General features: G+C 60.1%; 21 protein-coding genes and 1 tRNA gene. 3 read left to right on the top strand and 19 right to left on the bottom strand.

Going from position 1 to position 22,060, the window contains the following annotated elements:
- Positions 1-2: 2 nt before the first annotated feature.
- The 12 genes from rpe to ACE3NW_RS02490 all read right to left on the bottom strand — a co-directional run bounded on the left by rpe (position 3) and on the right by ACE3NW_RS02490 (position 11,292).
- Positions 3-722 (bottom strand): ribulose-phosphate 3-epimerase, encoded by a 720-nt coding sequence (gene rpe / locus ACE3NW_RS02545; protein WP_374280040.1) that lies wholly within the window; start codon positions 720-722, stop codon positions 3-5.
- Between the two features lie 147 nt (positions 723-869).
- Positions 870-1,223: a MerR family transcriptional regulator gene (locus ACE3NW_RS02540; RefSeq protein WP_291443008.1), complete on the bottom strand. Its 354-nt coding sequence runs from the start codon at positions 1,221-1,223 to the stop codon at positions 870-872.
- Positions 1,224-1,301: 78 nt separating this feature from the next.
- Positions 1,302-3,713, bottom strand: a complete 2,412-nt coding sequence (gene pheT / locus ACE3NW_RS02535) for a phenylalanine--tRNA ligase subunit beta (RefSeq protein WP_374280037.1) — start codon at positions 3,711-3,713, stop codon at positions 1,302-1,304.
- 30 nt (positions 3,714-3,743) lie between these two features.
- On the bottom strand, positions 3,744-4,187 hold the full coding sequence (locus ACE3NW_RS02530) for a translation initiation factor IF-2 (RefSeq protein WP_374280035.1): 444 nt from the start codon (positions 4,185-4,187) through the stop codon (positions 3,744-3,746).
- A gap of 6 nt (positions 4,188-4,193) precedes the next feature.
- Positions 4,194-5,231 (bottom strand): phenylalanine--tRNA ligase subunit alpha, encoded by a 1,038-nt coding sequence (gene pheS, locus ACE3NW_RS02525; protein ID WP_374280033.1) that lies wholly within the window; start codon positions 5,229-5,231, stop codon positions 4,194-4,196.
- 318 nt (positions 5,232-5,549) lie between these two features.
- On the bottom strand, positions 5,550-5,903 hold the full coding sequence (gene rplT, locus ACE3NW_RS02520) for a 50S ribosomal protein L20 (protein ID WP_374280031.1): 354 nt from the start codon (positions 5,901-5,903) through the stop codon (positions 5,550-5,552).
- 365 nt (positions 5,904-6,268) lie between these two features.
- Positions 6,269-6,466 (bottom strand): 50S ribosomal protein L35, encoded by a 198-nt coding sequence (gene rpmI, locus ACE3NW_RS02515; RefSeq protein WP_022657789.1) that lies wholly within the window; start codon positions 6,464-6,466, stop codon positions 6,269-6,271.
- Positions 6,467-6,586: 120 nt separating this feature from the next.
- The gene (gene infC, locus ACE3NW_RS02510; RefSeq protein WP_374280029.1) at positions 6,587-7,123 is read right to left on the bottom strand and encodes a translation initiation factor IF-3; all 537 of its coding nucleotides are present in this window, start codon (positions 7,121-7,123) and stop codon (positions 6,587-6,589) included.
- A 1-nt stretch (position 7,124) separates the two neighbouring features.
- The gene (gene thrS, locus ACE3NW_RS02505; protein ID WP_374280027.1) at positions 7,125-9,056 is read right to left on the bottom strand and encodes a threonine--tRNA ligase; all 1,932 of its coding nucleotides are present in this window, start codon (positions 9,054-9,056) and stop codon (positions 7,125-7,127) included.
- Between the two features lie 160 nt (positions 9,057-9,216).
- Positions 9,217-9,293, bottom strand: a tRNA-Val gene (locus ACE3NW_RS02500).
- A 164-nt stretch (positions 9,294-9,457) separates the two neighbouring features.
- Entirely contained in the window at positions 9,458-10,837 is a 1,380-nt protein-coding gene (gene trmFO, locus ACE3NW_RS02495) for a methylenetetrahydrofolate--tRNA-(uracil(54)-C(5))-methyltransferase (FADH(2)-oxidizing) TrmFO (RefSeq protein ID WP_374280025.1), read from the bottom strand.
- Between the two features lie 170 nt (positions 10,838-11,007).
- Positions 11,008-11,292, bottom strand: coding sequence for a CD3324 family protein (locus ACE3NW_RS02490; protein WP_374280023.1), 285 nt, complete (start codon positions 11,290-11,292; stop codon positions 11,008-11,010).
- Between the two features lie 235 nt (positions 11,293-11,527).
- Here ACE3NW_RS02490 and dut point away from each other — a divergent pair, with 235 nt between their 5' ends.
- The 3 genes from dut to ACE3NW_RS02475 all read left to right on the top strand — a co-directional run bounded on the left by dut (position 11,528) and on the right by ACE3NW_RS02475 (position 13,685).
- Positions 11,528-12,058, top strand: a complete 531-nt coding sequence (gene dut, locus ACE3NW_RS02485) for a dUTP diphosphatase (protein ID WP_374280021.1) — start codon at positions 11,528-11,530, stop codon at positions 12,056-12,058.
- Between the two features lie 74 nt (positions 12,059-12,132).
- Positions 12,133-13,332 (top strand): aspartate aminotransferase family protein, encoded by a 1,200-nt coding sequence (locus ACE3NW_RS02480; RefSeq protein WP_374280019.1) that lies wholly within the window; start codon positions 12,133-12,135, stop codon positions 13,330-13,332.
- Positions 13,333-13,463: 131 nt separating this feature from the next.
- Positions 13,464-13,685: a TraR/DksA family transcriptional regulator gene (locus ACE3NW_RS02475; protein WP_291334032.1), complete on the top strand. Its 222-nt coding sequence runs from the start codon at positions 13,464-13,466 to the stop codon at positions 13,683-13,685.
- A gap of 280 nt (positions 13,686-13,965) precedes the next feature.
- Here ACE3NW_RS02475 and ACE3NW_RS02470 read toward each other — a convergent pair whose 3' ends face one another.
- The 7 genes from ACE3NW_RS02470 to ACE3NW_RS02440 all read right to left on the bottom strand — a co-directional run bounded on the left by ACE3NW_RS02470 (position 13,966) and on the right by ACE3NW_RS02440 (position 22,041).
- Positions 13,966-14,970, bottom strand: coding sequence for an anion permease (locus ACE3NW_RS02470; RefSeq protein ID WP_374280017.1), 1,005 nt, complete (start codon positions 14,968-14,970; stop codon positions 13,966-13,968).
- On the bottom strand, positions 14,963-15,592 hold the full coding sequence (locus tag ACE3NW_RS02465) for a DUF47 domain-containing protein (protein WP_374280015.1): 630 nt from the start codon (positions 15,590-15,592) through the stop codon (positions 14,963-14,965). The genes ACE3NW_RS02470 and ACE3NW_RS02465 overlap by 8 nt, the downstream gene beginning before the upstream one ends.
- 359 nt (positions 15,593-15,951) lie before the next feature.
- The gene (locus tag ACE3NW_RS02460) at positions 15,952-17,055 is read right to left on the bottom strand and encodes a pseudouridine synthase (protein ID WP_374280013.1); all 1,104 of its coding nucleotides are present in this window, start codon (positions 17,053-17,055) and stop codon (positions 15,952-15,954) included.
- A complete protein-coding gene (locus tag ACE3NW_RS02455; protein WP_374280011.1) occupies positions 17,052-18,251 on the bottom strand; it encodes a GAK system CofD-like protein in 1,200 nt (399 codons plus the stop codon). Before ACE3NW_RS02455 ends, ACE3NW_RS02460 begins: the two co-directional genes overlap by 4 nt.
- Complete coding sequence (locus tag ACE3NW_RS02450; RefSeq protein ID WP_374280009.1) at positions 18,248-18,907, bottom strand: 3'-5' exonuclease; 660 nt, start codon at positions 18,905-18,907, stop codon at positions 18,248-18,250. Before ACE3NW_RS02450 ends, ACE3NW_RS02455 begins: the two co-directional genes overlap by 4 nt.
- A 3-nt stretch (positions 18,908-18,910) precedes the next feature.
- The gene (gene mnmE / locus ACE3NW_RS02445; RefSeq protein ID WP_374280007.1) at positions 18,911-20,335 is read right to left on the bottom strand and encodes a tRNA uridine-5-carboxymethylaminomethyl(34) synthesis GTPase MnmE; all 1,425 of its coding nucleotides are present in this window, start codon (positions 20,333-20,335) and stop codon (positions 18,911-18,913) included.
- Between the two features lie 236 nt (positions 20,336-20,571).
- Positions 20,572-22,041 (bottom strand): R3H domain-containing nucleic acid-binding protein, encoded by a 1,470-nt coding sequence (locus ACE3NW_RS02440; RefSeq protein ID WP_374280005.1) that lies wholly within the window; start codon positions 22,039-22,041, stop codon positions 20,572-20,574.
- Between the last annotated feature and the right edge of the window lie 19 nt (positions 22,042-22,060).

Here is a 22,060-nt window from a genome sequence, read left to right as displayed (position 1 = left end):
CTCTATTTTTGCGTGATATGGTTGGCGGTGCGTTGTTTCAGGGCTTGTTCCGCAGGGCGGGGCGATCTGCCCGCCAGGGGAGCCAGAAAGGCGGCAAGCCGCTTGTCGTATGGTTTGTGGCCAAAAAAGGCCGAACCGGAAACAAGAACCTCTGCTCCGGCATCCACAAGCTGGGCGGTATTTTCGGGGCACACGCCGCCGTCTATCTGGATAAGCGCGTTGGCCCCGCCGTTGGCGTCGAGCATCTGGCGGGCAGCGCGAATCTTGTCAAACGTGGCGGGAATAAAGGCCTGACCCGAAAAACCGGGGTTCACGCTCATGAGCAGCAGCATGTCCATATCTGCCGCCAGCCAGCGTGCCGCGCTTATATCCGTGCCGGGGTTGAGGGCAAGACCGGCCTTGCAGCCCATGGCCCGTATGGCCGAGAGCGTGCGCTGGGGGTGCTTGTCTGCCTCGGCATGGATAACCAGCATGTCGGCCCCGGCCTTGTGAAAATCGGCAATGTACCGGGCGGGGTCATTCACCATGAGGTGTACGTCAAAAAAAAGCCCGCTGACAGACCGCAAGGCCTTGATCAACGGGGGTCCAAAGGTGATGTTGGGCACAAAGGCCCCGTCCATCACATCCAGATGCAACCAGGTGACACCAGCAGCTTCAAGAGCTGCAAGCTCTTCGGCCAGTCGGGCAAAGTCGGCAGAAAGCAGAGAGGGCGATAAAATCATGATTATATCGAGGGGGCTTGTTGCGGGGGAGGACCACCAACAGAAAGGGTCGCCTCCCCCGCGTCCCTTCCCTGAAATTTTTCGGCAGGCATGCTGCCGCATCTGTTGCCAGCGCCGCATGTGCGCTACATATATCCGCTGGCCTGCCTATTTTTCGCTGAGCAGGCGGCGCAGCGAGGTCAGCTCACGCTGAAGCATGCGCATAAAATCGGGGTCTGGCACTGCCGCAACCCTTTCGGGCAGGCTTTCATCTACCACCGCGCTGCCCGCAAGCACACGGCGAGCGCCTTCAATGGTCATGCCCTGCTCGTGCAGCAACTGCCGGATACGGCGCAGCAGGGCCACGTTTTCCTCGGTGTACAGGCGCTGGCCCTTGCCCGTGCGCAGGGGCGCCAACTGGGGAAATTCCGTTTCCCAGAAGCGCAGCACATGGGTTTTGAGGTCGAGCAGTTCCGCGACCTCGCCGATGCGATAGGTATTGTCGGGCGTGTGGTCCGACATGCTCTACCCCTCCTGACACTCGCTGACCATGTGCCATAAATGCGCAGGCCCGAAAAAGCCGGGCCTGCGCGCATTGTGCTATATCTTTACGCCCAGAGCGCTCACCAGTGACTGTGCCACCTTCTCCCGCTCTTTGTCCACTTCCGTATCCTTGAGGGTGCGCTCCGCATGGCGGAAGGTAAGCCTGAAGGTAAGGTTGCGCACGGGCTCTTCGCCCTGCTCCACCCTGGGTTCAAAGCAATCCACAAGGGTCACGTCGTCCAGCAGGGCAAGCTTGAGGCCCTGCACATGGGCCACGATGTCGGCCACCTTGAGGCCAGCCCCGGTGGTAACAGTAATGTCGCGCCGCACGGGCGGGTACACCGGCAGGGGCGCAAAGCGCACCGTGGCCGCATCGTGCAGCTCGCGCAGAACTTCAAGATTCATTTCGGCCAGCCACACATCCTTGCGGGCGTGGTATTCGTCGGCCATGGCGGGCTTTACCCGGCCCATGAAGCCCACGGCGCGGCCCTGTACAAAAACATTGACGCAGGGCAGCAAAAAGGCGTGTTCCTGAGCCAGCTCATAGGCAGGCGCTTCAAGGTGCAGATAGTGCAACAGGTTTTCCACCACACCCTTGAGGTCGGCGTAGTCCATGTCGCCTTCTGCCTGGGGCCAGGCAGTGTCGTAGCGCGCGCCGTAGAGCAGCACGCCCAGCATGCCTGTTTCGCGGGCGGTGGTTTCAGAGGCGGCGTCGGCTTCAAAAATATTGGCCAGCTCAAACAGCCGCAGCCCCTGTGCGCCCTGGGCAAGATTGTTGCGCAGATCGTACAGCAGGCCGGGGGCCAAGGCGGTACGCAGGGCGTCCTGCTCTGCCGAGAGGGGGTTCATGATGGAAATGCGGCCCTCGCGCGGCAGGGTGAGGTGATCCATATCCTTGTGGCCCACAAAGCTGTAGTTCACTGCTTCATTGAGGCCAAGGCCAGCGCCCCAGTGCTTGAGGCGCGACCAGAAACCAAAGCGCGATTCCGGTTCGCCTGCGCGGTCGAGGTTGCGGGCAATGGGGGGCAGCACAGGGGCAATGGTATCAAGCCCGTGAACGCGGCCCACTTCTTCAATCAGGTCGGCCTCGCGGGTGAGGTCGGGCCGCCACGAGGGCTGGCTCACACGCCACACGGGGCTGTTTTCGCCCTTGTCCACGGCGCAGCCCATGCCGGTAAGCACCCTTTCATCAAATTCGCTGGTGAGGTGTACGCCCAGCAGGGAATCGGCCCGTGCGGGGCGGAATTCAATGCTGGCTCCCTTGAAGGGGCAGGGTTCGCTGATGGAAAGCCCGCGCTGCACACGCCCGCCGCTCACGGCGGCCATCATGGCGCAGGCGCGGTCGAGCGCCCAAACGGTACGCTGCTGGTCAATGCCGCGTTCGAAGCGGTAGGAGGCTTCGGACGAAAGACCAAGGCGGCGCGAGGTTTTGCGGATGGTGGCGGGCTTGAACACGGCGCTTTCCAGAAACACGTTGGTGCTGGCATCTGAAATTTCGCTGTTCAGGCCGCCCATAACACCGGCCAGGGCCACGGCGCGTGCTCCGTCGCGGATGCACAGGTCGGCGGCGGTAAGCGTGCGCTCCTGCCCGTCCAGAGTGGTGAACTTGTCACCTTCCTGAGCGCGGCGCACCACAATGCGGCCGCCTTCAAGCCTGTCCAGATCAAAGGAGTGCAGGGGCTGACCGCATTCAAAAAGAATATAGTTGGTCACGTCCACAATATTCGAAATGGGGCGCACACCCACGGCATGCAGCCGGTGGCGCAGGCGCATGGGCGAAGGCCCGATCTTGACGCCCGTAATCACGCGGCCAGAATACAGCCAGCAGTGTTCGGGGTCTTCAATATCAATGGGAACCAGCATTTCCGGCCCGGCTGCGTCGAGTTCCAGCGGCAGGTCGGGGATGGAAAGCGGCATGTTGTACGCAAGGGCCGTCTCACGCGCAAGACCGAGCACAGAGAGGCAGTCTGCACGGTTGGGCGTGATGGAAATATCGAGCACCTCGCGGTCCAGCGTCAGCTGGTCCACCAGGGGTTTGCCCACCACAAAGCTTTCGGGCAGCACCATGATGCCGGTATGGTCTTCGGTCAGCCCCAGCTCGCGCTCTGAGCAGATCATGCCAAAGGAAGGCGCACCGCGCAGCTTGGCTTTTTTGATCACCATGCCGTCGGGCATTTTTGTGCCCACCAAGGCCACGGGAACCCTTTGCCCGGCAGCCACATTGGGCGCACCGCAAACGATATCCAGCAGTTCGCCCTGCCCTGCATCGACCTTGCACACGTGCAGATGGTCCGATTCGGGGTGGTTGTCGCACGAGACCACATGACCAACCACAATGGAGCTGATGGCGTCGTAGGGCCGCCGGATGTCTTCCAGCTCAAGGCCGAGCATGGTCAGACGGTCGCCCAGCGCCTCGGCCGTTCCTTCATACGGAGTAAATTCACGCAGCCATGAAAGTGAGAGCAGCATAGTTCGTCCTGTTTCCGCGCCTTGGCGTGGTTATTTGAAACTCCAGGCAGGAGTCTGATTTTGCGGATTGGGCAGAGGGCGCTCGTTGGGCCCGCTCTTACCCGCGCCCGGCCCATAGGCCCCCGGAAGGGGACGCTGACGGGCGGGTTTTTCTTCCGGCTGGCGGTCGTCAATGGTGTTGCCGTAGGCATCCGTATAGCCCATGCCGCCCTCGGCTGTACGGCCAGCGCTTTTGCTTGGCAGGGACTCGATGCGCTTGGGCTCGCCGGGCGGGTCCATGCCCGAATTGCGCGCGCTGTAGGCAGAGGCCGCCTGTGCCGACGGGGCAAGCCATTGCGGGCTGTCAGGCACAAGCTGCGCCGCCGCCAGCAGAACCAGCAGCACCAGGCACAGAGGCGCAACGGCCAGAGGCCGCGCCGCACGCAGGCAGGCAAACCGGGAGCTACGGGCTATATGGCTGACAACGTGGCGCATGCAGACCTACCGGGCAAACTGGCCCAAAAAGCGCACGTCGTTTTCAAAAAACATGCGCAGATCACCAATGCCGTACTTGAGCATGGTCACGCGTTCCACGCCCATGCCAAAGGCAAAGCCGCTGACATCTGCAGGATACCCCACAGCCTCGAAAACCGCCGGGTCAACCATGCCGCAGCCCAGAATTTCAACCCAGCCTGTGGTTTTGCACACACGGCAGGGGGCATCGCCAATGTGGCCCTTGCCGCCGCACATGCAGCACGAAATGTCCACTTCTGCCGAGGGTTCGGTAAAGGGGAAAAAGCTGGGGCGGAAACGCACCTGTGTTTCTGCGCCAAACACAGCGCGCACAAAGGCGGTGAGCGTGCCGCGCAGATGGGCCATGCTGATGCCTTCGCCCACCACAAGTCCCTCGATCTGATGGAACATGGGGGTGTGGGTAAGGTCGCTGTCGCGCCGGTACACCTTGCCGGGGGCAATTACGGCCTGAGGAGGCTTGCGCGCCAGCATGGTACGGGCCTGCACGGGCGAGGTGTGCGTGCGCATGAGCACCTTTTCGGTGACATACAGGGTATCCTGCATGTCGCGGGCGGGATGCTCCGGCGGCATGTTGAGGGCTTCAAAGTTGTAGTAGTCGATTTCCACTTCAGGGCCAGAGGCCACGTCAAAACCCAGCCCCTGAAAAATCTGGCAGATTTCTTCGGTCACCAGCGTGGTGGGATGCAGGCTGCCGCGCCAGGGCGCACGGCCCGGCACAGAGGGATCGAAACGCCGCAGCGCCTCGGCCTCACGCCCGGCTTCAAGAGCGGCCTTGCGGGCTTCAAACAGGGCATTGCAGCGCTCTTTGACGCTGTTGGCAGTCTGCCCCACGGCGGGGCGCTCTGCCGGAGCAAGCGAAGGCAACTGGGCCATGATCTGGGCTATACGGCCCTTGCGGCCCAGTACATCCACGCGCAAAGCCTCAAGGGCATCCAACGAAGAAGCCTGGCCCAGACCTTTTTCAAGTTCAGGAACCAGGCTTTCCAGTGCAGAAATCAGATCCATAGCGGATATCCCAATGCCGCGCGGCGCGGCTTTTGTTAAGGGAGGCGCGGTTGCTGAAAGGGGTTGCTGCGGGAGGGCCTGAGCTCAGGCCTGCCCATGCGGCAGCACGCCAATTCTGCGGCCCACGCTTCCTCACGGCATGAATTCGCCCTGCCTGCCGGTTTTGCCGGCAACACAAAAAAATCAAGGCGCGGACGGCGCTTGTGCACCGCCCGCGCCTTATACCATGCAAGGCCCCGCTCCCGCAAGCCGCACTGCCCCATCAGGGGGCATGCGTCGCTGCCAGGAGGCTGCCCTCCGGCGCGGGGAGCGCCACTCTTACTTCAGAGCGGCCTTGGCCAGATCGACGATCTTGGCGAAGTCGTCCTTGTGATACACGGCAAGGTCAGCCAGAACCTTGCGGTTCAGTTCAATGCCAGCCTGCTTGAGGCCGAACATGAAACGGCTGTAGGAAAGACCGCTCAAACGCGCACCGGCGTTGATGCGGAGAATCCACAGAGTGCGGAAATCGCGTTTCCTCTGCTTGCGGCCCACATAGGAATACTGCATCGAGCGTTCCACAGCCTCACGCGCGGTGCGGTACAAACGGCTGCGGCCGCCGCGAAAACCCTTGGCTGCGCTCAAATATTTTTTATGACGACGATGACTTGCAAGACCTCTCTTTACACGCATATGCGCTGCCTCCTTCTCCCAACCAGGCGGAGGAATGCCCGTTGGGGAGCGTAAAAAACTCATGGCTCTCAAACGAGAGACGCGGATTGAACGTCAGTCGCGGCTCCGCATGCGCCGCCGATGCCGTGGCATCGCGCTAATTTACCGTTGTTCCCTACAGAATCTGCTCGCGTTCGCACAAATTTAATTGTGGTTACGCGAATTTGCCTTGCTGTTTTGGCTATCTGCAATGCAGACGGCTGACGCAGCTAATTCGTTCGTTGGCGAGAAAGCCAAGGGAAACGCCGAGCGGAGCATAGTTAGACCTATGTGACCGAGGCGCGCCCCGCAGGCTGACAAAGCCAACGGGCGAATGGGCAAGTCAGCTAGCCGTTGGGCAGCATCCGGCGCACAGCCTTCTCGTTAGTCTGGTCCACAAGGGTGGACTGTCCCAAACGCATCTTGCGGCTGGCGGCCTTCTTGGTCAGAATGTGGCGCAAGTTCTGGCGGCGACGCTTGAACTTACCGCTGCCGGTCTGCGAAAAACGCTTGGCGGCGGAACGCCGGGTTTTGATCTTGGGCATGGCGTACTCCTTAAAAACGTATACACTTGGCCGCCGTTTTACGGGCGCACCAAGGGAAGGGCATAATGCCCCAAAGCGACCCACCACGCAAGGAAAAATTCATCTCCCCGCGCAGTCGGCTTACGACTGTTTCTTGGGCACCAGCATCATCTGCAAGGTGCGGCCTTCGGCGCGGGCTTCCTGATCAACCTTGGCAATATCGGCAAGGTCTTGCACAACCCGTTCAAGAATGGCCATACCGCGATCTTTGTGTACAATTTCGCGGCCTCTGAAAAACACCGTAATCTTGCAGCGGTCGCCCTCTTCAAGAAAACGGCGGATGTGGCGGACCTTGGTTTCGTAATCGTGGTCGTCCGTTTTGGGACGAACCTTGATTTCCTTAATCTGCACCACGGCCTGCCGCTTTTTGGCTTCCTGCTTCTTTTTCTGCTGCTCGTACTTGAACTTGCCGTAGTCCATTATGCGACAAACGGGCGGTTCAGAAGTGGAAGCCACCTCCACAAGATCCATGCCGGCTTCCTTGGCCAAGGCAATAGCATCGTTGCGTTGCAGAATTCCAAGCTGTTCGCCATCGGCGGCGATCACGCGCACTTCACGGGCGCGGATCATCTCGTTGCGACGCACACCGTCTTGCGGCATGTCGCGACGGAATCTCATATTAGGCGAAGCTATAGCGCATCCCTCCTTGTTTGAAAGGCTCTTCGGCGTCCGCCCGGATAAGCGCGGCGATTTCCGCAACGGATTTGAGCCCCAGATTGTCCCCACTGCGCAGGCGCACATTGGCACCGCCCGCCTGCACTTCTTTTTCACCTACCACCAGAATAAACGGAACCTTTGCAAGCTGTGCCTCGCGCACCTTGAAGCCCAGCTTCTCATTGCGCGTATCGGCTGTGGCGCGGATACCCAGCGCCTTAAGCTCATCGCACATTTTCAGAGTAGCTTCATCACCGGCATCTGTCACCGTGAGCAGGCGGGCCTGCTCTGGCGCAAGCCACGTGGGCAGCGCACCGGCAAAGTTTTCAACCAGAATGCCGATGAAGCGCTCAAGCGAGCCCATGATGGCGCGGTGTACCATGACCGGCCTGTGCCGCTCACCGTCCTGCCCCACATAGGTGAGGTCAAAGCGTTCCGGCAGGGTAAAATCAACCTGAATGGTCGAGCATTGCCATTCACGGCCGATGCAGTCAAGCAGGCGCACGTCAATTTTGGGGCCGTAAAAGGCGCCGTCGCCCGCATTGATCTCGTAGGGCAGCCCGGCCTTTTCAACAGCCTTGGTGAGGGCGTTGGTGGCCAGTTCCCACGCTTCGTCCGTGCCAATGCTGCTTTCGGGCCGTGTAGAAACGGCCACCTTGTACTGAAAGCCAAACAGGTTCATGAGGTCGCGGATAAGGTGAATGACCTCAAGAATTTCGCCTTCAAGCTGCTCTGGCGCGCACAAGATGTGGGCATCGTCCTGGGTAAACTGGCGCACACGCAAAAGCCCGTGCAGCACGCCGCTTTTTTCATGGCGGTGAACCACGCCCAGTTCAAAATAACGCTGGGGCAGATCGCGGTAGCTGTGCAGCTCGTTACCGTAAATGAGCATGTGCGAAATGCAGTTCATGGGTTTGACGCCGTAGGCGTCTTCCTCGATCTGCGTAAAGTACATGTTTTCGCGGTAGTGGTCGTAGTGGCCCGACTTCTGCCAGGTTTCCACGCGCAGCAACTGCGGCCCCTGCACAATTTCGTAATTGCGCTTGAGGTGCTCGCGCCGCCAGAAGTCTTCAAGAATGGTGCGCACCATCATGCCCCTGGGCAGCCAAAAAACCATGCCGGGCGCAACGTCTTCCTTGAAGGTGAAGAGGTTGAGCTCGCGGCCAAGCTTGCGGTGGTCGCGGCGCTTGGCTTCTTCAAGCTGCTTGAGATAGGCATCCAGCGACTTTTGGTCGGCAAAGGCCGTGCCATAAATACGCGAAAGCATGCGATTTTTTTCATCGCCACGCCAGTAGGCACCGGCAACGCTCATGAGCTTTGCGGCCTTGGCAAAGCCCGTGTGCGGCACGTGGGGGCCACGGCACAGGTCGGTAAAATCGCCGCAAGTATAGAGCGACACCGTTTCGGCATCGATGCTTTCGATAAGCTCTACCTTGTAGGATTCACCCATGGCGCGAAAAACCTCAACGGCTTCGGCCTTGGAGAGCACCTTGCAGGTAAAGGGCTCGCGCGCATCGGCAATGCGCTGCATTTCTGCTTCAATGGCGGGAAAATCTTCACTGGAAAAGGGCTTTTCCACGTCAAAGTCGTAGTAAAAACCGGTATCAATGGAGGGGCCAATAGTGACCTTGGCAGTGGGGAAGAGACGCTTGACCGCCGCAGCCATAACGTGGGCGGTAGAGTGACGGATCATTTGCAGGCCCTCGGCCGAGTCGGCGTACACGGGCGCAAGCTCGGTGCAGCCAGCAGGCAGGGGTGCGGAAAGATCCAGCAGAGCGCCGTTATCGGCACGAGCGGCCACAACGGCCTTGAACTTTTTACCGCTCAAGGCTTTTTGCAGGGCAGAGGCAACAGAATCACCAGCCTCCACCATCTGCCCTTCCACGCGGACTTCCATGAAAAGCTCCTTAAAAACATCCGGAGGCACATAAAACAAAGTGGGGAGGTAAACCTCCCCACTGCGCCGAATCCGGTCTTCGGGTCGCATAAAGCGACCTGTGCTATGGGCGGGGCCAAGGCCTTCCGCCGTTTAGGGGAACTATCCCCGAAGAGTCATTTGGTAGGAACGAACAGACTTGAACTGTTGACCCCTTCCGTGTCAAGGAAGTGCTCTAGCCACCTGAGCTACGCTCCTACATGGGCAAGAGGCTATATAGCTACTCCCCATGCCCCCGTCAACACTTTTTTGTCACATTGCCGCAATTTATTGCAAAACAATCTCTCAAAGCGGCCTGAACCGCCATTTTTTCTGGCCAACATTTTTCGGGTCAACTGCCCGGAATCCGGCCAACTGCGGCACTAGGCCTGGGTCTGGATGGCCCCTGCCTCACGCAATTCTGCCAGCCATGCGCCAAAACATTCCTGAGCGCGGGCAGAATACAGGGCCTTGCGGTCTTTTTTGCGGGCCTTCTCCCCCAGTTCTGGCACAAGGCCAAAATGCGCGTTGGACGGCTGAAAATGCTTTACCGGCGTGCGCAAATGGTTGAGCAGCCCGCCAAGGGCGCTCTCCACCGGCGGGGGCGGCAGCTCGTGCCCACGGGCGCGGGCGTCGAGCAGCATGCCCAGCCACAGGCCGCTGGCCGCCGATTCCACATAACCCTCCACGCCGGTGATCTGCCCGGCCAGATACACGCCGGGCCGGGCCCGCAGCGAAAGATCGGCTGCAAGCACCTCTGGCGCGTTCACATAGGTATTGCGGTGCATGCTGCCAAAGCGCGCAAATTCAACATGTTCCAGCCCGGGAACCAGCCGGAACACGCGGGCCTGCTCGCCCTGGGTGAGTTTGGTTTGGCACCCCACAAGATTGCAGGTTTCGCTGTTGGCGTTTTCGGCCCGCAATTGCAATATTGCCCAAGGGCGGCGGCCCGTGCGCGGGTCAACAAAGCCCACGGGCTTGAGCGGCCCAAAGGTCAGGGTGCGGGGGCCGCGCTCGGCAAGGGCCTCTATGGGCATGCATCCTTCAAAGTGCTTTTCCTGCTCGAACTCGTGGGCTGAAATCTTTTGCGCTTCAAGCAGAGCGGCATGAAAGGCCTCGTATTCATCGCGGCTCATGGGGCAGTTGAGATAGTCGCCCTCGCCTTCTCCCTCGCCGTTTTCCTGCCCATAGCGCGAGGCGCGGAACACCACGTCCATATTAAGGGAGTGCGTCCACACAATGGGCGCAATGGCATCATAAAAATAGCAGTGCTTGGCGCTCAGGGTTTCGGCCAGCGAGGCAGAAATTCCCTCCGAAGCCATGGGCCCTGCGGCCAGCACCACTGCCCTGCCCTCGCCGTAAAAAGGCGCAAGCACAGGATCATCGAGCGACTCCACCCGATGCGCCACAAGCGTGATGTTGGCCTGAGCGGCCACGCGCAGGGTCATGGCGCGGGCAAAGGCCTCGCGGTCAACGGCCAGCGCCTTGCCCGCCGGCACGCGGTGGGCATCGGCCAGCTCCATAAAATCGCTGCCAAGGGCGCGCATTTCGGCCTTGAGCAGGCCCACACCAGAGCTGAGTTCGTCCGAACGCAGGGAATTGGAGCACACAAGTTCGGCCAGCTGATCGCTGATATGGGCAGCCGACCGGTAGGCGGGCTTTTGTTCAAACAGGGTTACAGCGTGACCGGCGCGGGCCAGATGCAGGGCGCATTCGCACCCGGCAAGGCCGCCGCCCACCACGGCTATGGACATGGTTTGCATACGTTCTCCTTGCCGCGCAGCTTGAAAGAAAACCCGCCTGTTGGCAAGGGGCAGGCATGGTCGGGGGGCTCCAGACAAAAAGCGCCCCGATCACTCAGGGCGCTGGCGTCAAACGGATTGGGGATACGGATCGGGGATTTTTGAGGGCAGCAAGATGACCCTGCAAGGCATCAGCATGCCCTGTCGGTTTGCCCGCAGCCCGCAAGAATTTTGTAAACCGCTTTTTCAGAAAGAAAATACCGCTCCGCAAGCTGCGGAACTGTCCAGCCAGCCTTGCGGCGCGCGGCCATTTCGCTGTTTCTGGCAGCCCGTTGCGCACGGCAGGGGGCAACCTCGCCCCAGTGCTTTCTGTTTTCTTCCTTGCGGGGAATGTACAGGTATTCCCCGTCTACATATTCCTGTATGGCCCGCAGCAAATGCTGCGGCAAAACATGTGCAGCCTTTTTATAGCCCATGGTGCTTCCTCCTGCTGATGATTCAGGACGGAGCAAGGGCTATTGCCTAAACATTCAAGCTGTTATGCAATAGCCCCTGCTAAGCACAACAGGCAGAATCCATGTAAGTGTTCATCCAGCATTCCTGTTAATTGTTAATGTATATCCTTTTTTATACTGGCCGTGGCAGGGCGTCAACAGGCGCGGGCCCAACGCAACTCTTGCCCCCGCCGAAATCCTGCGCTACTAACACCTGATGCACGACGATCTTTCAGCACAGCACTCTGCCGATCTGGCGCAAGGCAACCACGCAGGCACTGCCCCCGTGGACATTGCCTTTGTGCGCGCCGGTGCGCGTGAGCTCTACGCAAAGGGGCAGGATGATTTTCTGGCCCCCGCCACCAGCCAGTCGGCAGGCATGGATCTGCGCGCCTGCCTTGATGTGCCTGAAGCCCTTATCCCCGCCGGGGGCAGGCTCAAGGTAAGCACGGGCATCAGCGTGCAGCCCCGCGCCGCAGGCATTGCCGGTTTTGTGTACTCGCGCAGCGGCCTTGGCGCGCGCGACGGCATTACCGTTGCCCAGGGTGTTGGCATCATAGACCCGGACTATACCGGTGAAATTCTGGTGTTCCTTCTGAACACCTCTGGTCACGACCGACGAATCCAAAACGGCGAGCGCGTGGCCCAGCTTATCTTTCAGCCCTACGTGCGACCGCGATGGCGTGAAGTTACGGAACTGTCTGCCACAGAGCGCGGTTCCGGCGGTTTCGGTCACACCGGGCGCTGATACTCTGCGTTGGCCAGCGCCAGCGCCTTTCATCCATTCCACCATTCATACGTTCACCGAGAAGGAGTTTGTCCATGTCACAAGCTTTTGCCGCCGTGAAAGCCGGGGAAGAGAGCCTGCTCTGCCGTTCCTACAGCCGTTACCCGCTGGCTATCGTGCGAGGCAAGGGCGCGCGACTCTGGGACGTGGACGGCAAGGAATATGTCGATCTGCTGGCTGGCATCGCCGTAACAGCTCTTGGCCACTGCAATGACGAAATCTGCGCTGCCCTGGAAACCCAGGCCCGCAAGCTCTGGCACGTGAGCAACCTGTTTTATCAGGAAGAACAGCTTGAGCTGGCAAAACTGCTGCTCTCGACCAGCCACCACGGCAAGGCTTTTTTTTGCAATTCGGGCGCAGAGGCCAACGAGGCCTGCATCAAGCTGGCGCGTCGCTACATGCGCAGCGTAAAGAAACGCGAAGCGTATGAAATCATCACCCTGGGCGGCTGCTTCCACGGCCGTACCCTGGGCGCGCTGGCTGCCACCGGGCGCGAAAGCCTGAGCCAGGGCTTCACCCCCCTGCCAGAAGGTTTCAAGCAGGTTCCGGCTTGTGCCCTGGCAGCGCTTGAAGCCGCCATCAGCCCGGCCACGGCTGCGGTGCTTGTTGAGGTGGTGCAGGGCGAGGGCGGCATTGTGCCCCTGCCCGCAGACTACCTGCACGGTGTCGAAGCCCTGTGCCGCAAGCACGACGTGCTGCTGATGTGCGACGAGGTTCAGGCTGGCATGTGCCGCACCGGCAAATTCTGGGCCTTCCAGAACTATGGCATCACGCCCGATATCATCAGCATGGCCAAGTCGCTGGCCAACGGCCTGCCCATGGGTGCCATGCTGGCAACAGACGAAGTTGCACAGGGCTTTGAAGCGGGCAGCCACGCCACCACCTTTGGCGGCGGTGCGCTTGTTTCTGCCGTGGCGGCCAAAACGGTCGAAATCATGCTGCGCGACCATCTGTCAGAACGTGCCGGGGCACTGGGCGAACACATGAAAGAACAGCTGGCAGCCTTGCAGCAGCGTGTGCCCGGTAAAATCCGCGAGGTGCGCGGCCTGGGCCTCATGCTGGGCATTGAGCTGACCGTTTCCGGCAAGGACGTGTGGGAAGAGCTGCTGCGCCGGGGCTACATATGCAATCTGAGCCACGGCGTTACCCTGCGCCTCTTGCCCCCCCTGAACATCGACCAGGCAGATCTGGATGGTTTTGTGACTACGCTTGAGGATGTGCTGAAGGCTTTTTAAAAAATGCCCCCGCGTGGGGCTTTACAGAAGCATAAATGTACACTAAATAGTGCTTCCTGAAATATTCTGATAAAACTTACGGCAACCCCGCTCTGCGGGGTTGCCGCTTGCTTTACACAAGGAGTTGAAAAATGGACGTTTTTGACCAGGCTACCGAGCTGGAGCGTCTTGACCGCGAATCGGCCCTCATGCGTGCGCGTGCCGCTGTAGACCGTGGCGGCCCCGAATGGATCAACGGTGTGGCCTGCTGCCGTGAATGCGGCGACCCCATTCCCGCCAAGCGCCTTGAAGCCCTGCCCGGTGTCGGCCTGTGCCGTGCCTGTCAGGAAGAACGCGAAGGCAGCCGAGACTAGCAGGCCAGCGCTGCTCTGCGGCTGCGGCCCCAGCAGCGCACGCTTGCCCTCCGCACAAAGGCTTCCACGCCCTCAGGGCCTGCCCACGGCAGGGCCTTTTTTTTCGCCTGCCGACTGGCTTGATGGCTCGGTGCAAGCTTTCTTATCCTTCTGCGATTCTGCCAACACAGTCTTTTTCATCATGAAAAAACGCCCTGCCGCACAAGGCGGACAGGGCGCATATCAGCAACAAAAACAGACACAAACAATTCAGGCACAGCGCGGCAAGCGCGTCTACAGGTCAGTTCCAGATAAAATGCAGCAGCCAGTAGGACACATACCCGATGGCCGCTGCGGCTGGCAGGGTGAGCACCCAGGCCGTCACCAGATTGGCGGCCACGCTCCAGCGCACGGCTGAAAGCCGCTTGGTGGAACCAACGCCAAAAATGCAGGCCGAAATGGTGTGTGTGGTGCTGACGGGCGCGCCCATCAGCGAAGCCCCGGTAATCACCATGGCGGCGGCGCTTTCTGCCGCAAAGCCGTGTACAGGTTCCAGCTTGAAAATACGGTGTCCCATGGTCTTGACGATCTTCCAGCCGCCCACGGCTGTGCCCAGCGCCATGGCCCCAGCGCACGAAAGCTTGACCCACATGGGCACTTCAACCGTATCGAGCTTGCCAAAAATCATGAGGGCGAGCGTCACAATACCCATGGTTTTTTGCGCATCGTTGAGGCCGTGGCTGGTGGCCATAAAGGCCGCAGACACCAGTTGCAGACGGCGGAACGAAGCATTGACCTTCCGCCGGTGTATCTGGCCGCATACCCAGTAAATAAGCCACATGCAGCCAAAGCCCATCACATAGCCAGCCAGGGGTGAGGCCACCAGCGGAACGAGCACCTTATCCCAGATACCCTTTCCGTTCAGGGCGCTGAAACCGGCATCGGCCACGGCAGCCCCGATGAGCCCGCCTATGAGCGCATGCGATGACGATGAGGGGATGCCAAAATACCAGGTGATGCAGTTCCAGGCGATGGCCCCCACAAGGGCCGCCAGCACAAGCACATGGCTGCCTTCAACAACCTGGGGCAGCACAATGCCGCTGCCCAGGGTTTTGGCAACCTCCGTGCCCAGCAATGCCCCGCCAAGGTTCAGCAGGGCCGCTGCCCCCACCGCAAAACGAGGCGTAACCACCTTGGTCGAAACCACGGTGGCAATGGCATTGGCGCAGTCGTGTGCCCCGTTGGTGAAGTCGAACACCAGGGCCACCAGCACGATGAGCGCCAGCAGCACGGGGATATCAAACATTTTTCAGCACCGCTTCTTCAATGGTTTCGGCCAGGGCATTCACCTGTTCAAGCAGGATATTCATGCGTTCGTAGGCCTGGCTCCATTTGAGCACCCGCATGAGGGCCTTGCTTGTGAGTTCCTGATGTTCGTCCATAAGCTCTGCCAGGCCCACGGCCAGCACCATGTCGCATTCGCTGCGCAGGGCGCGGAAGGCTCGGGTTTTGTGGCAGTCGCGCCGGTTGGCCAGGCCTTCGAGCATTTCGCGGGTCAGGTCCAGCATGGCACTGATGGTGCGCGCCATTTGCAGGGCAGGAAAACGGATCGAGGCAAATTCAAAAATATGCAGCCGCGTGCTCAGGCTGTGCAGGCAGTCCATGCACTCTTCCTGTTCCTGGTTGATGCGCAGGATGTCCTCGCGGTCAATGGGCGTGATAAATGTCTGCGAAAGAGCCCGGATAATCTTGCTGTGCAGCAGATCGGCCTCTTCTTCCAGAAAGGCTATTTCCTTGTGTACATGATCCATGTTGGAAACGTCTTCCAGCATGTTTACCAGCAGGGCCGCCATGCGGCGCAGCAGATCGTTCTGCTCTGCAAGCATGGAAAAAAACGGTGCGGATTTGGGCAATAGGGCAGGAAACATCCCTTCTCCTTAAACTGGTTGCAGGCGCGCCGCGCCAACGAATGGTAGCTGTTCCACGCAGGCAGGCCTGAGCTGTGCAGCTGTGGCGAATGCGACACCGCTTCGCCATCCTGTTTGACCTAATCCATTTATACCGGGCAGAACTTTGTGCCAAGAGAAAACACGGGGGCAAATTGAACTTTTCAATTTTTTTTAAATAAATCAAATCATGATAGCATGTTATAAATCAAGTTTTTTGCCGTTTTTTCGCTTGTGGCACGGGTTTTCAGCATGATTTCCCCTATTAGATTGAGCGCTCAACCCATATTCGGAACAAGGATTGTGCCAATGCTCTGTAAAAAACAGCAGATGCCTGGTTGCTAGAAACCAGTGGTCAGCCAATCCTGCGCACGTCGGACGGCGGGCGGCGGCAAAAAGGTCCAGGGTGGCGGCACAATGCAGGTTGCGCCCGGAAGCGTCAGACAACCATGGTGCAAAAAAAATGTGGAGTCAGATGCACTGTCAGAGTCTTCGCTGGCACTGGCAAAGCCGTACAGGGGGTCATTCCAAAGGGGATGCCCAAAAGAAGCCGCATGAGCGCGTATCTGATGGCGCGCCCCACGGCGGATGCGGCAGCCCGCCAGCGTCAGGCCAACGCGGTGAAACTGCGAATGTTCGTCAAACGCGGGCAGATTGAGCTCTGGCCCATCAAAATAATACAGAGGCGCAAATTCCGTCCAGCGCGAGCGACCAGTATCGCACTCAAGCACCCGGCTTTTGTTGCGTTTGTCTGTGCGCAGGGCCCGCCTGACTGTAAAGTCTTCCTCAAGCCGCCCAGCCAACAGGGCCACATAGCGTTTTTCGCAATGCCCGGCCACTTCAAGACGGCGAAAGTCATCCGCAGCTTCAGGGCTGAACGCCCCACAAACAATGCCTGACGTGCCGTGATCGAGCCGCTGGAGCAGCTGGGGGCAAGGCCGGGCCGCAGCCTCGGCAGACCAGTCGCCCTCCGCTCTTTTTGCGGCAGAGGAAAGCAGCTGCGGCAGCATTTCTTCGAGACTTGCAGCCGTGCCACCCACCAGAGAGGCCGTGTGCAGGCCTGCGGGCTTGAAGAAAAAGCACAGGGCTCCCTGTACGGCCAGCAGGCGGGGTTCAAGCTGCGTGCAGTCCATACCGGCTGCGCATGCGGCCACGGGCTCAACGGTTTCAACACTGGGGGCAGCGTCTGCCGGTTCCTGCGCTGGTTCTTGCAGGGTAACCACATCACCCTTGCGCAGGCGCTGCGCAGCCGAGCAGCCACGGCCATTGACCAGCACCAGCCCGTTTTCGATGCAGCGCTTGCGGCCGCGCAGCCCCATGTGGGGCAAAAGCAGGCTCAGGGCGTAATCAAGCCGCTGGCCCACCATATTGTGACTCTCTGCCTCAAACTGGCCAGAAGCCGCCTGGGGCGCGGCACTTTCCGTATGCGAAATATCATTGCTCACAGGGTCACCGAACTGCCGGGCACGAGCTCCAGCAGGGCTTTGGCGGTTAGTTCCGGCACGTGCCGCTGCGGATCATTCTCGTTCACCAGGTCTTTTTCCACCAGCCGCACGCCCATACGGGTCAGGGCCGCGCGCTCGTCCGCATCAAGCCCGCCCTCATAGCGACCATGCCGGGCATCCACCAGCACGGTATGCAGCAGGGCCTCGCCTGGGGCTTCGGGCGCGTCTTCACGCAGATGGCGCAATATCATGGCCGCCTGCCCCGCCACCGTAAGCCCGTGCAGCTCGGCATCTGTGCCCGTATTGGGAATAAATATCTTGGGGCAGTCAACCGCTGCAATGCCCTTGCCCACATTTTGCGGCAGCAGATTTGCCAGCACGCTGGTGTAAAAACTGCCCATGGGATAGCATATAGCCCCCGCAGAGCGCAGATAGGCCGCAGAGGCTGGCGCAAGCGGCGGGCGGCAGGGTGTTTGCGGTTTTTTTGATCCGTCCTGATTGCGGTCTGGCTCGTGTACGGTCAAAAACAAGCGTCGCACAGCACCGCTCAGATTTTTGAAGCGGTGCTGCCCCACAACCAGCGAGCCATCCTCAAGCTCTGCCGCCAGGTGCAGGCTTTCGCTCACAATGGGCAAAACCACGCCCCGCGTTTGCAAAAGACGGCTCAAAAAAGCCATCACCGGGCCAAAAACCCGCTTGTGATGCAAGTAGCCGCCCGCCAGAACAAGATTGCCCACACAGGCCCTGAAGGGATCAAAATCGTTGGGCATGCGCTGCAAAAAGAAATTGAGGTGCAGGCGCAGGGCATCGGCAAACAGGGGGGGCATTTCTGCCCATACCGGGTGCGATTCGCTGCCCATAAGGCGCAACTGCTGCCGCAATGGTTCTGGGTCGGCATGCTCGTCGTCCTGATCCGGCAGTCTGCTGGCGCAGAACGACATGACGGCAGCGGGCACAACGGCGCTGTCGGCCAGTGCCAGCATGCGGTTGCGAATGTCGCCCACGGCGGGCATGGCAAAAGCACGCCGCAGGGCGGCAGAGCTGCCGCCGGAATCAAAGGGCGTTACCAGATGGACAGAATTGTGCGTGTAGTGGATCAGTTCGCGGCTCAGGTCGCGCAGGGCAGTGCCGCCCGTAAAAAAAACCAGTCGTGGACCAATAGGCGGAAAACAGAAAGGCGAAGAATTTTCGCTCACACGGGGCTCCCGACGGCCAGCATGTCACCCTGGGGCAGAGCATCGCAAAGATGACGACAGGAAGGAATAAGCCCCATTTCGCACATGCGCAAAAAGATCAGCCTGCCAATCCAGGCATCTGTGGCGGCGTAGGCGATCTGGCGGGGGGTCAGCTCCATGAGGCCCCAGTTGGAACACTGCGAGCCCTTGGAAATGCGCCAGCCAAAAAAATTGGCCGCAAGGGTGCGCAGCCCCTGGCTGGGCAGCTTGTGCGCACGGGCAACGCCGCCAAGGTCCACAAGCCCGGCGGGCTCAAAATCGTACACCTTGGCAAGGTCGCGCATGTCGTCGCGAATACCCACACCGGCCTTGACCTGATCGGGATTTGCCAGAATTTCAACGATATGCGGGCCAAAGGGCAAGAATGCCAGCTGCACAAGATACACGGCATTGGCCGTTGCCAGCTGGATGAGTGCCGGAGAATTGCGCCGCCCCTTGCGGAAAGAAGGGCGCGTTTCTGTATCAAAACCCAGCAGCTCAGCAGAGCGCAGATCTGGCAGCGCGAGTTTCCAGTCGTCCAGAGAGCGAATAACCTGCACTGCCCCCTCATAATGGCAAAGGGGCATGGCGTTGATTTCTTCGCAACTCAGCCGACGGTGCAATACGTCCATATCCATAGGTTACTTACCAATGCAGAATTGGGCAAATATGCTGTTCAGCACTTCAGCCGGGCTTGAAAGCCCGGTAACTTCCCCCAGATACGAGGCGGCCATATCGAGTCTGACCGCACAACAATCATAAGGCTGCCCAGCGACCACATCCGCACGCAGCCCATCAAGCTCTTTCAAGGCGTTTTCCAGCGCCAGCGATTGCCGGGCGTTGGGCGCAAGACCGTCTTCCGGCGCGGAATCCGCGCTGCCCCCAAGCAACTCGGCACGCAGGGTTGCGGCAAGCTCCTCAACATATGTATCGGAAAGTGCGCTTACTGCGCAACAGGTTCTGGTGCCAATCCACCGTGGGGGAAAAACTTTTGGCATACAAATGTCGCATTTGTTCCATACCACAAGCAATGGCGCATCGCCAAGGGCTTCCAGAACCTCGCAGGCTGCAGGATCAGGGCACGTATCTGCGGCGGCGCCCTCCTCACCCAGCTTGGCACCGTCAAGCACCAGAACCACCAGGTCGGCCTGCGAAAGTTTTTCGCGACTGCGGTTTACGCCCATCTGTTCCACGGTTTCTGCGGTTTCGCGCAGACCGGCGGTGTCCGTAAGGCGCACGGGCAGGCCGTCAAAAAAGCAGGTTTCTTCCAAAAAATCTCGGGTTGTGCCGGGTATGTCTGTTACCAGCGCCCGTTCGCGGCCAAGCAAGGCATTGAGCAGGCTTGATTTGCCCGCATTAACCCCACCAGCCAGCACAACAAGCGCCCCCTGCTGGGCGATCTGCGCGCGGCGGCTGCCCGCCAGCAACCGGCGCACGGCCAGTATCACGCCGTCCAGCACTTCGCACAGCGCGGCAGGGTCCATGCCTTCCACTTCTTCATCGGGAAAATCCACGGCCAGGCACATCTGAGCCCGCAGCATTTCGAGCTCGTCGCGCAGCTCTACGGTGCGCTGCCCAAGCAGGCCGTCGAGCCGGTTAAAGCCGTAGCGCAGGGCCTCGCGCGAGGGTGCGGCTATGAGCTCGGCAACGGCCTCGGCCTGGCTGAGATCAAGGCGGCCATTAATAAAGGCCCGGCGAGAAAATTCGCCCCTGTCTGCCTGACGCGCGCCGCAGCGGATGGCACTCTCAAGCACTGCCTGCACCAAGAACGCGCCGCCGTGGCTCTGAATTTCAGCCACATCCTCACCGGTAAAGGTGCGCGGCCCAGGCATGAATACGGCCAGGGCATCATCAAGAGCCTCACCGTTCCAGTCAATAACCCGGCCCCGATGCAGATGCCAGGGCGTAAAATTTTCTACCATGGCAGAAAGGGGCAAAAACATGCGTGCCAGCACTTCTTTGGCACGAGGGCCCGAAATCCGCACAATGCCAATACCCCCGGAGCCGGGCGGCGTTGCTATGGCAGCGATGGTATCGTTGCGCTCTGTCTGCATTGCTGTTTCCATTTTTCTGCCATCCTGCCCGGTATGCCTGTAACCTGTGTGCCGCTGTGCCAATATGCTCAGGCCCGATTCGGCCTGTGCCGATCAGGCCTGCGCACTGGCAACGCTGCCTGACCGCAAAAAGCGTTGCCGGAGATATGCCCGAAAGGGCCGTCTCTCCGGCAACGTAACAAGCTTTGTATGGCCGTGCAGGCCGCTTGCGGGGGCGTCATTGAGCGCGTGTGCCGTGAGGCTGAACGCTAGGCGCGCTCTCCCTTTTTGCGCATGATAACCACGCGCTTCATGGGGCCATCGCCCGTGCTGCGGGTCTGCACATCCACCGCTTCCTGCAAGCACACATGCACAATGCGCCTGTGGTAGGAGGACAGGGGACGGGTTGAATACGAACGCCCGCTCTGGCGAACCTTTTCTGCCAGCGCAAGTGCCATTTCGCGCAGTTTTTCATCCTGACGACGCCGGTATTCGCCAGCATCAAGCTGCACGCGCACGGCTGCGTTCATACCCCGCGAGACAATGCGCGAAATCATGTACTGCAATGCCGCCAGGGTCTGGCCCTCGCGGCCAATCAGCAGACCAGAATCCTCATCGCATTCAATACCCACATAAACCCTGCCGCCGCCAATCTTGACGGCAATGCCCACTTCGTCGCCCGTGATGGGGCGAATGAGCTTGCGCACGGTATCGCCCACCAGGGCTTCAAGCTTGGCTGCGTCGAGCTGCTCAAGCGGCGTAACCGGCAGGCCTTCGCCTGCGGCTTCAAAGTCTTCTTCCAAGCCCTCCAGGGCAGCGTCACCCTTGGGAGCGCGCTCTGGGCGCGCACCTTCACGATACGCGGGGCGGGCATCGCCCCTGCCGTTGCCCCTGTTATCAGGGCGGGAATCGTTGCGGCGGCCCCTGGGATCACGGGGGGCTGATTCAGTGGCGACGCCAGCTTCCACAGCCTCGTCACCCTCGGCATTTCTGCTAGGGCGTTCACGGCGGTCGTTTCTGCCGTTTCGCCCCTGGGGCTTGCTGCCGATTCTTTCCTGCTTGCCGTTGCGGTCATTGCGACGCTCAAAGGGCCGATCTGCCGGTTTTTCCATCACGTTGCCATTACAAGCAGCGTCAAGGGCTTCTTCGCTTTCATACGAATCAAGCGACGGGGGCTTGTTGCGGTTACGGCCACGGTTACGGCGGTCGTCCTGCTGCCCGCGCGGGGGCCGGGCTTCCTGCGAACGCGTTTCGTGCGCGCGCGGCTCTTGCCGCTGGCGCTCACGCCCTTCACCCCTTTTCTTTTCTGCCGATGCTTCTGCCGGCTTTTGAGCGGCCACGGCAGAGGGTTCCACTGCTGACGCAGCAGGGGCAGATACGGCCTCTACGGGGGCAGGTCTGCCACCGTTTTTGCGCGGTTCTGCCGCAGGCTGAACGTCATCGGTTCCCGCCTGGCCAGTAGGTTGGCCCGCAGACGGGCCCGCAGCCTGATCAGCACGCTGGCCAGACGCAGCGCCTTCGCCACCCTTTCTGCCCAGAATAGTATCCACAGTTTCGCGCAGCTGCACGCGGCGGGCGCGCACCTTGGCCTTACGCGCCCCTACGATGCCGAAAATGCCGGATTTCGCATCCTGTACAATTTCGATTTCAAGCTTTTCCCGCGCCGTATTGAAGTAGCCGCAGGCTTCCTCTATGGCGCCGTCAAGATCCTTGCCCTGGAATTCCTTAAACCCTTCCATACGAACCCCTTGCTGTGTC

This window comes from Desulfovibrio sp., from assembly GCF_041907885.1.
Classification (GTDB): Bacteria; Desulfobacterota; Desulfovibrionia; order Desulfovibrionales; family Desulfovibrionaceae; genus Desulfovibrio.
This window is presented reverse-complemented; position numbering and strand designations above follow the sequence as displayed.

Bases quoted from the DNA above. Each gene is read 5' to 3' on its own strand.
- rpe (WP_374280040.1), bottom strand. From the start codon at position 722: ATGATTTTATCGCCCTCTCTGCTTTCTGCCGACTTTGCCCGACTGGCC.
- ACE3NW_RS02540 (WP_291443008.1), bottom strand. From the start codon at position 1,223: ATGTCGGACCACACGCCCGACAATACCTATCGCATCGGCGAGGTCGCG.
- pheT (WP_374280037.1), bottom strand. From the start codon at position 3,713: ATGCTGCTCTCACTTTCATGGCTGCGTGAATTTACTCCGTATGAAGGA.
- ACE3NW_RS02530 (WP_374280035.1), bottom strand. From the start codon at position 4,187: ATGCGCCACGTTGTCAGCCATATAGCCCGTAGCTCCCGGTTTGCCTGC.
- pheS (WP_374280033.1), bottom strand. From the start codon at position 5,231: ATGGATCTGATTTCTGCACTGGAAAGCCTGGTTCCTGAACTTGAAAAA.
- rplT (WP_374280031.1), bottom strand. From the start codon at position 5,903: ATGCGTGTAAAGAGAGGTCTTGCAAGTCATCGTCGTCATAAAAAATAT.
- rpmI (WP_022657789.1), bottom strand. From the start codon at position 6,466: ATGCCCAAGATCAAAACCCGGCGTTCCGCCGCCAAGCGTTTTTCGCAG.
- infC (WP_374280029.1), bottom strand. From the start codon at position 7,123: ATGAGATTCCGTCGCGACATGCCGCAAGACGGTGTGCGTCGCAACGAG.
- thrS (WP_374280027.1), bottom strand. From the start codon at position 9,056: ATGGAAGTCCGCGTGGAAGGGCAGATGGTGGAGGCTGGTGATTCTGTT.
- trmFO (WP_374280025.1), bottom strand. From the start codon at position 10,837: ATGCAAACCATGTCCATAGCCGTGGTGGGCGGCGGCCTTGCCGGGTGC.
- ACE3NW_RS02490 (WP_374280023.1), bottom strand. From the start codon at position 11,292: ATGGGCTATAAAAAGGCTGCACATGTTTTGCCGCAGCATTTGCTGCGG.
- dut (WP_374280021.1), top strand. From the start codon at position 11,528: ATGCACGACGATCTTTCAGCACAGCACTCTGCCGATCTGGCGCAAGGC.
- ACE3NW_RS02480 (WP_374280019.1), top strand. From the start codon at position 12,133: ATGTCACAAGCTTTTGCCGCCGTGAAAGCCGGGGAAGAGAGCCTGCTC.
- ACE3NW_RS02475 (WP_291334032.1), top strand. From the start codon at position 13,464: ATGGACGTTTTTGACCAGGCTACCGAGCTGGAGCGTCTTGACCGCGAA.
- ACE3NW_RS02470 (WP_374280017.1), bottom strand. From the start codon at position 14,970: ATGTTTGATATCCCCGTGCTGCTGGCGCTCATCGTGCTGGTGGCCCTG.
- ACE3NW_RS02465 (WP_374280015.1), bottom strand. From the start codon at position 15,592: ATGTTTCCTGCCCTATTGCCCAAATCCGCACCGTTTTTTTCCATGCTT.
- ACE3NW_RS02450 (WP_374280009.1), bottom strand. From the start codon at position 18,907: ATGGATATGGACGTATTGCACCGTCGGCTGAGTTGCGAAGAAATCAAC.
- mnmE (WP_374280007.1), bottom strand. From the start codon at position 20,335: ATGGAAACAGCAATGCAGACAGAGCGCAACGATACCATCGCTGCCATA.
- ACE3NW_RS02440 (WP_374280005.1), bottom strand. From the start codon at position 22,041: ATGGAAGGGTTTAAGGAATTCCAGGGCAAGGATCTTGACGGCGCCATA.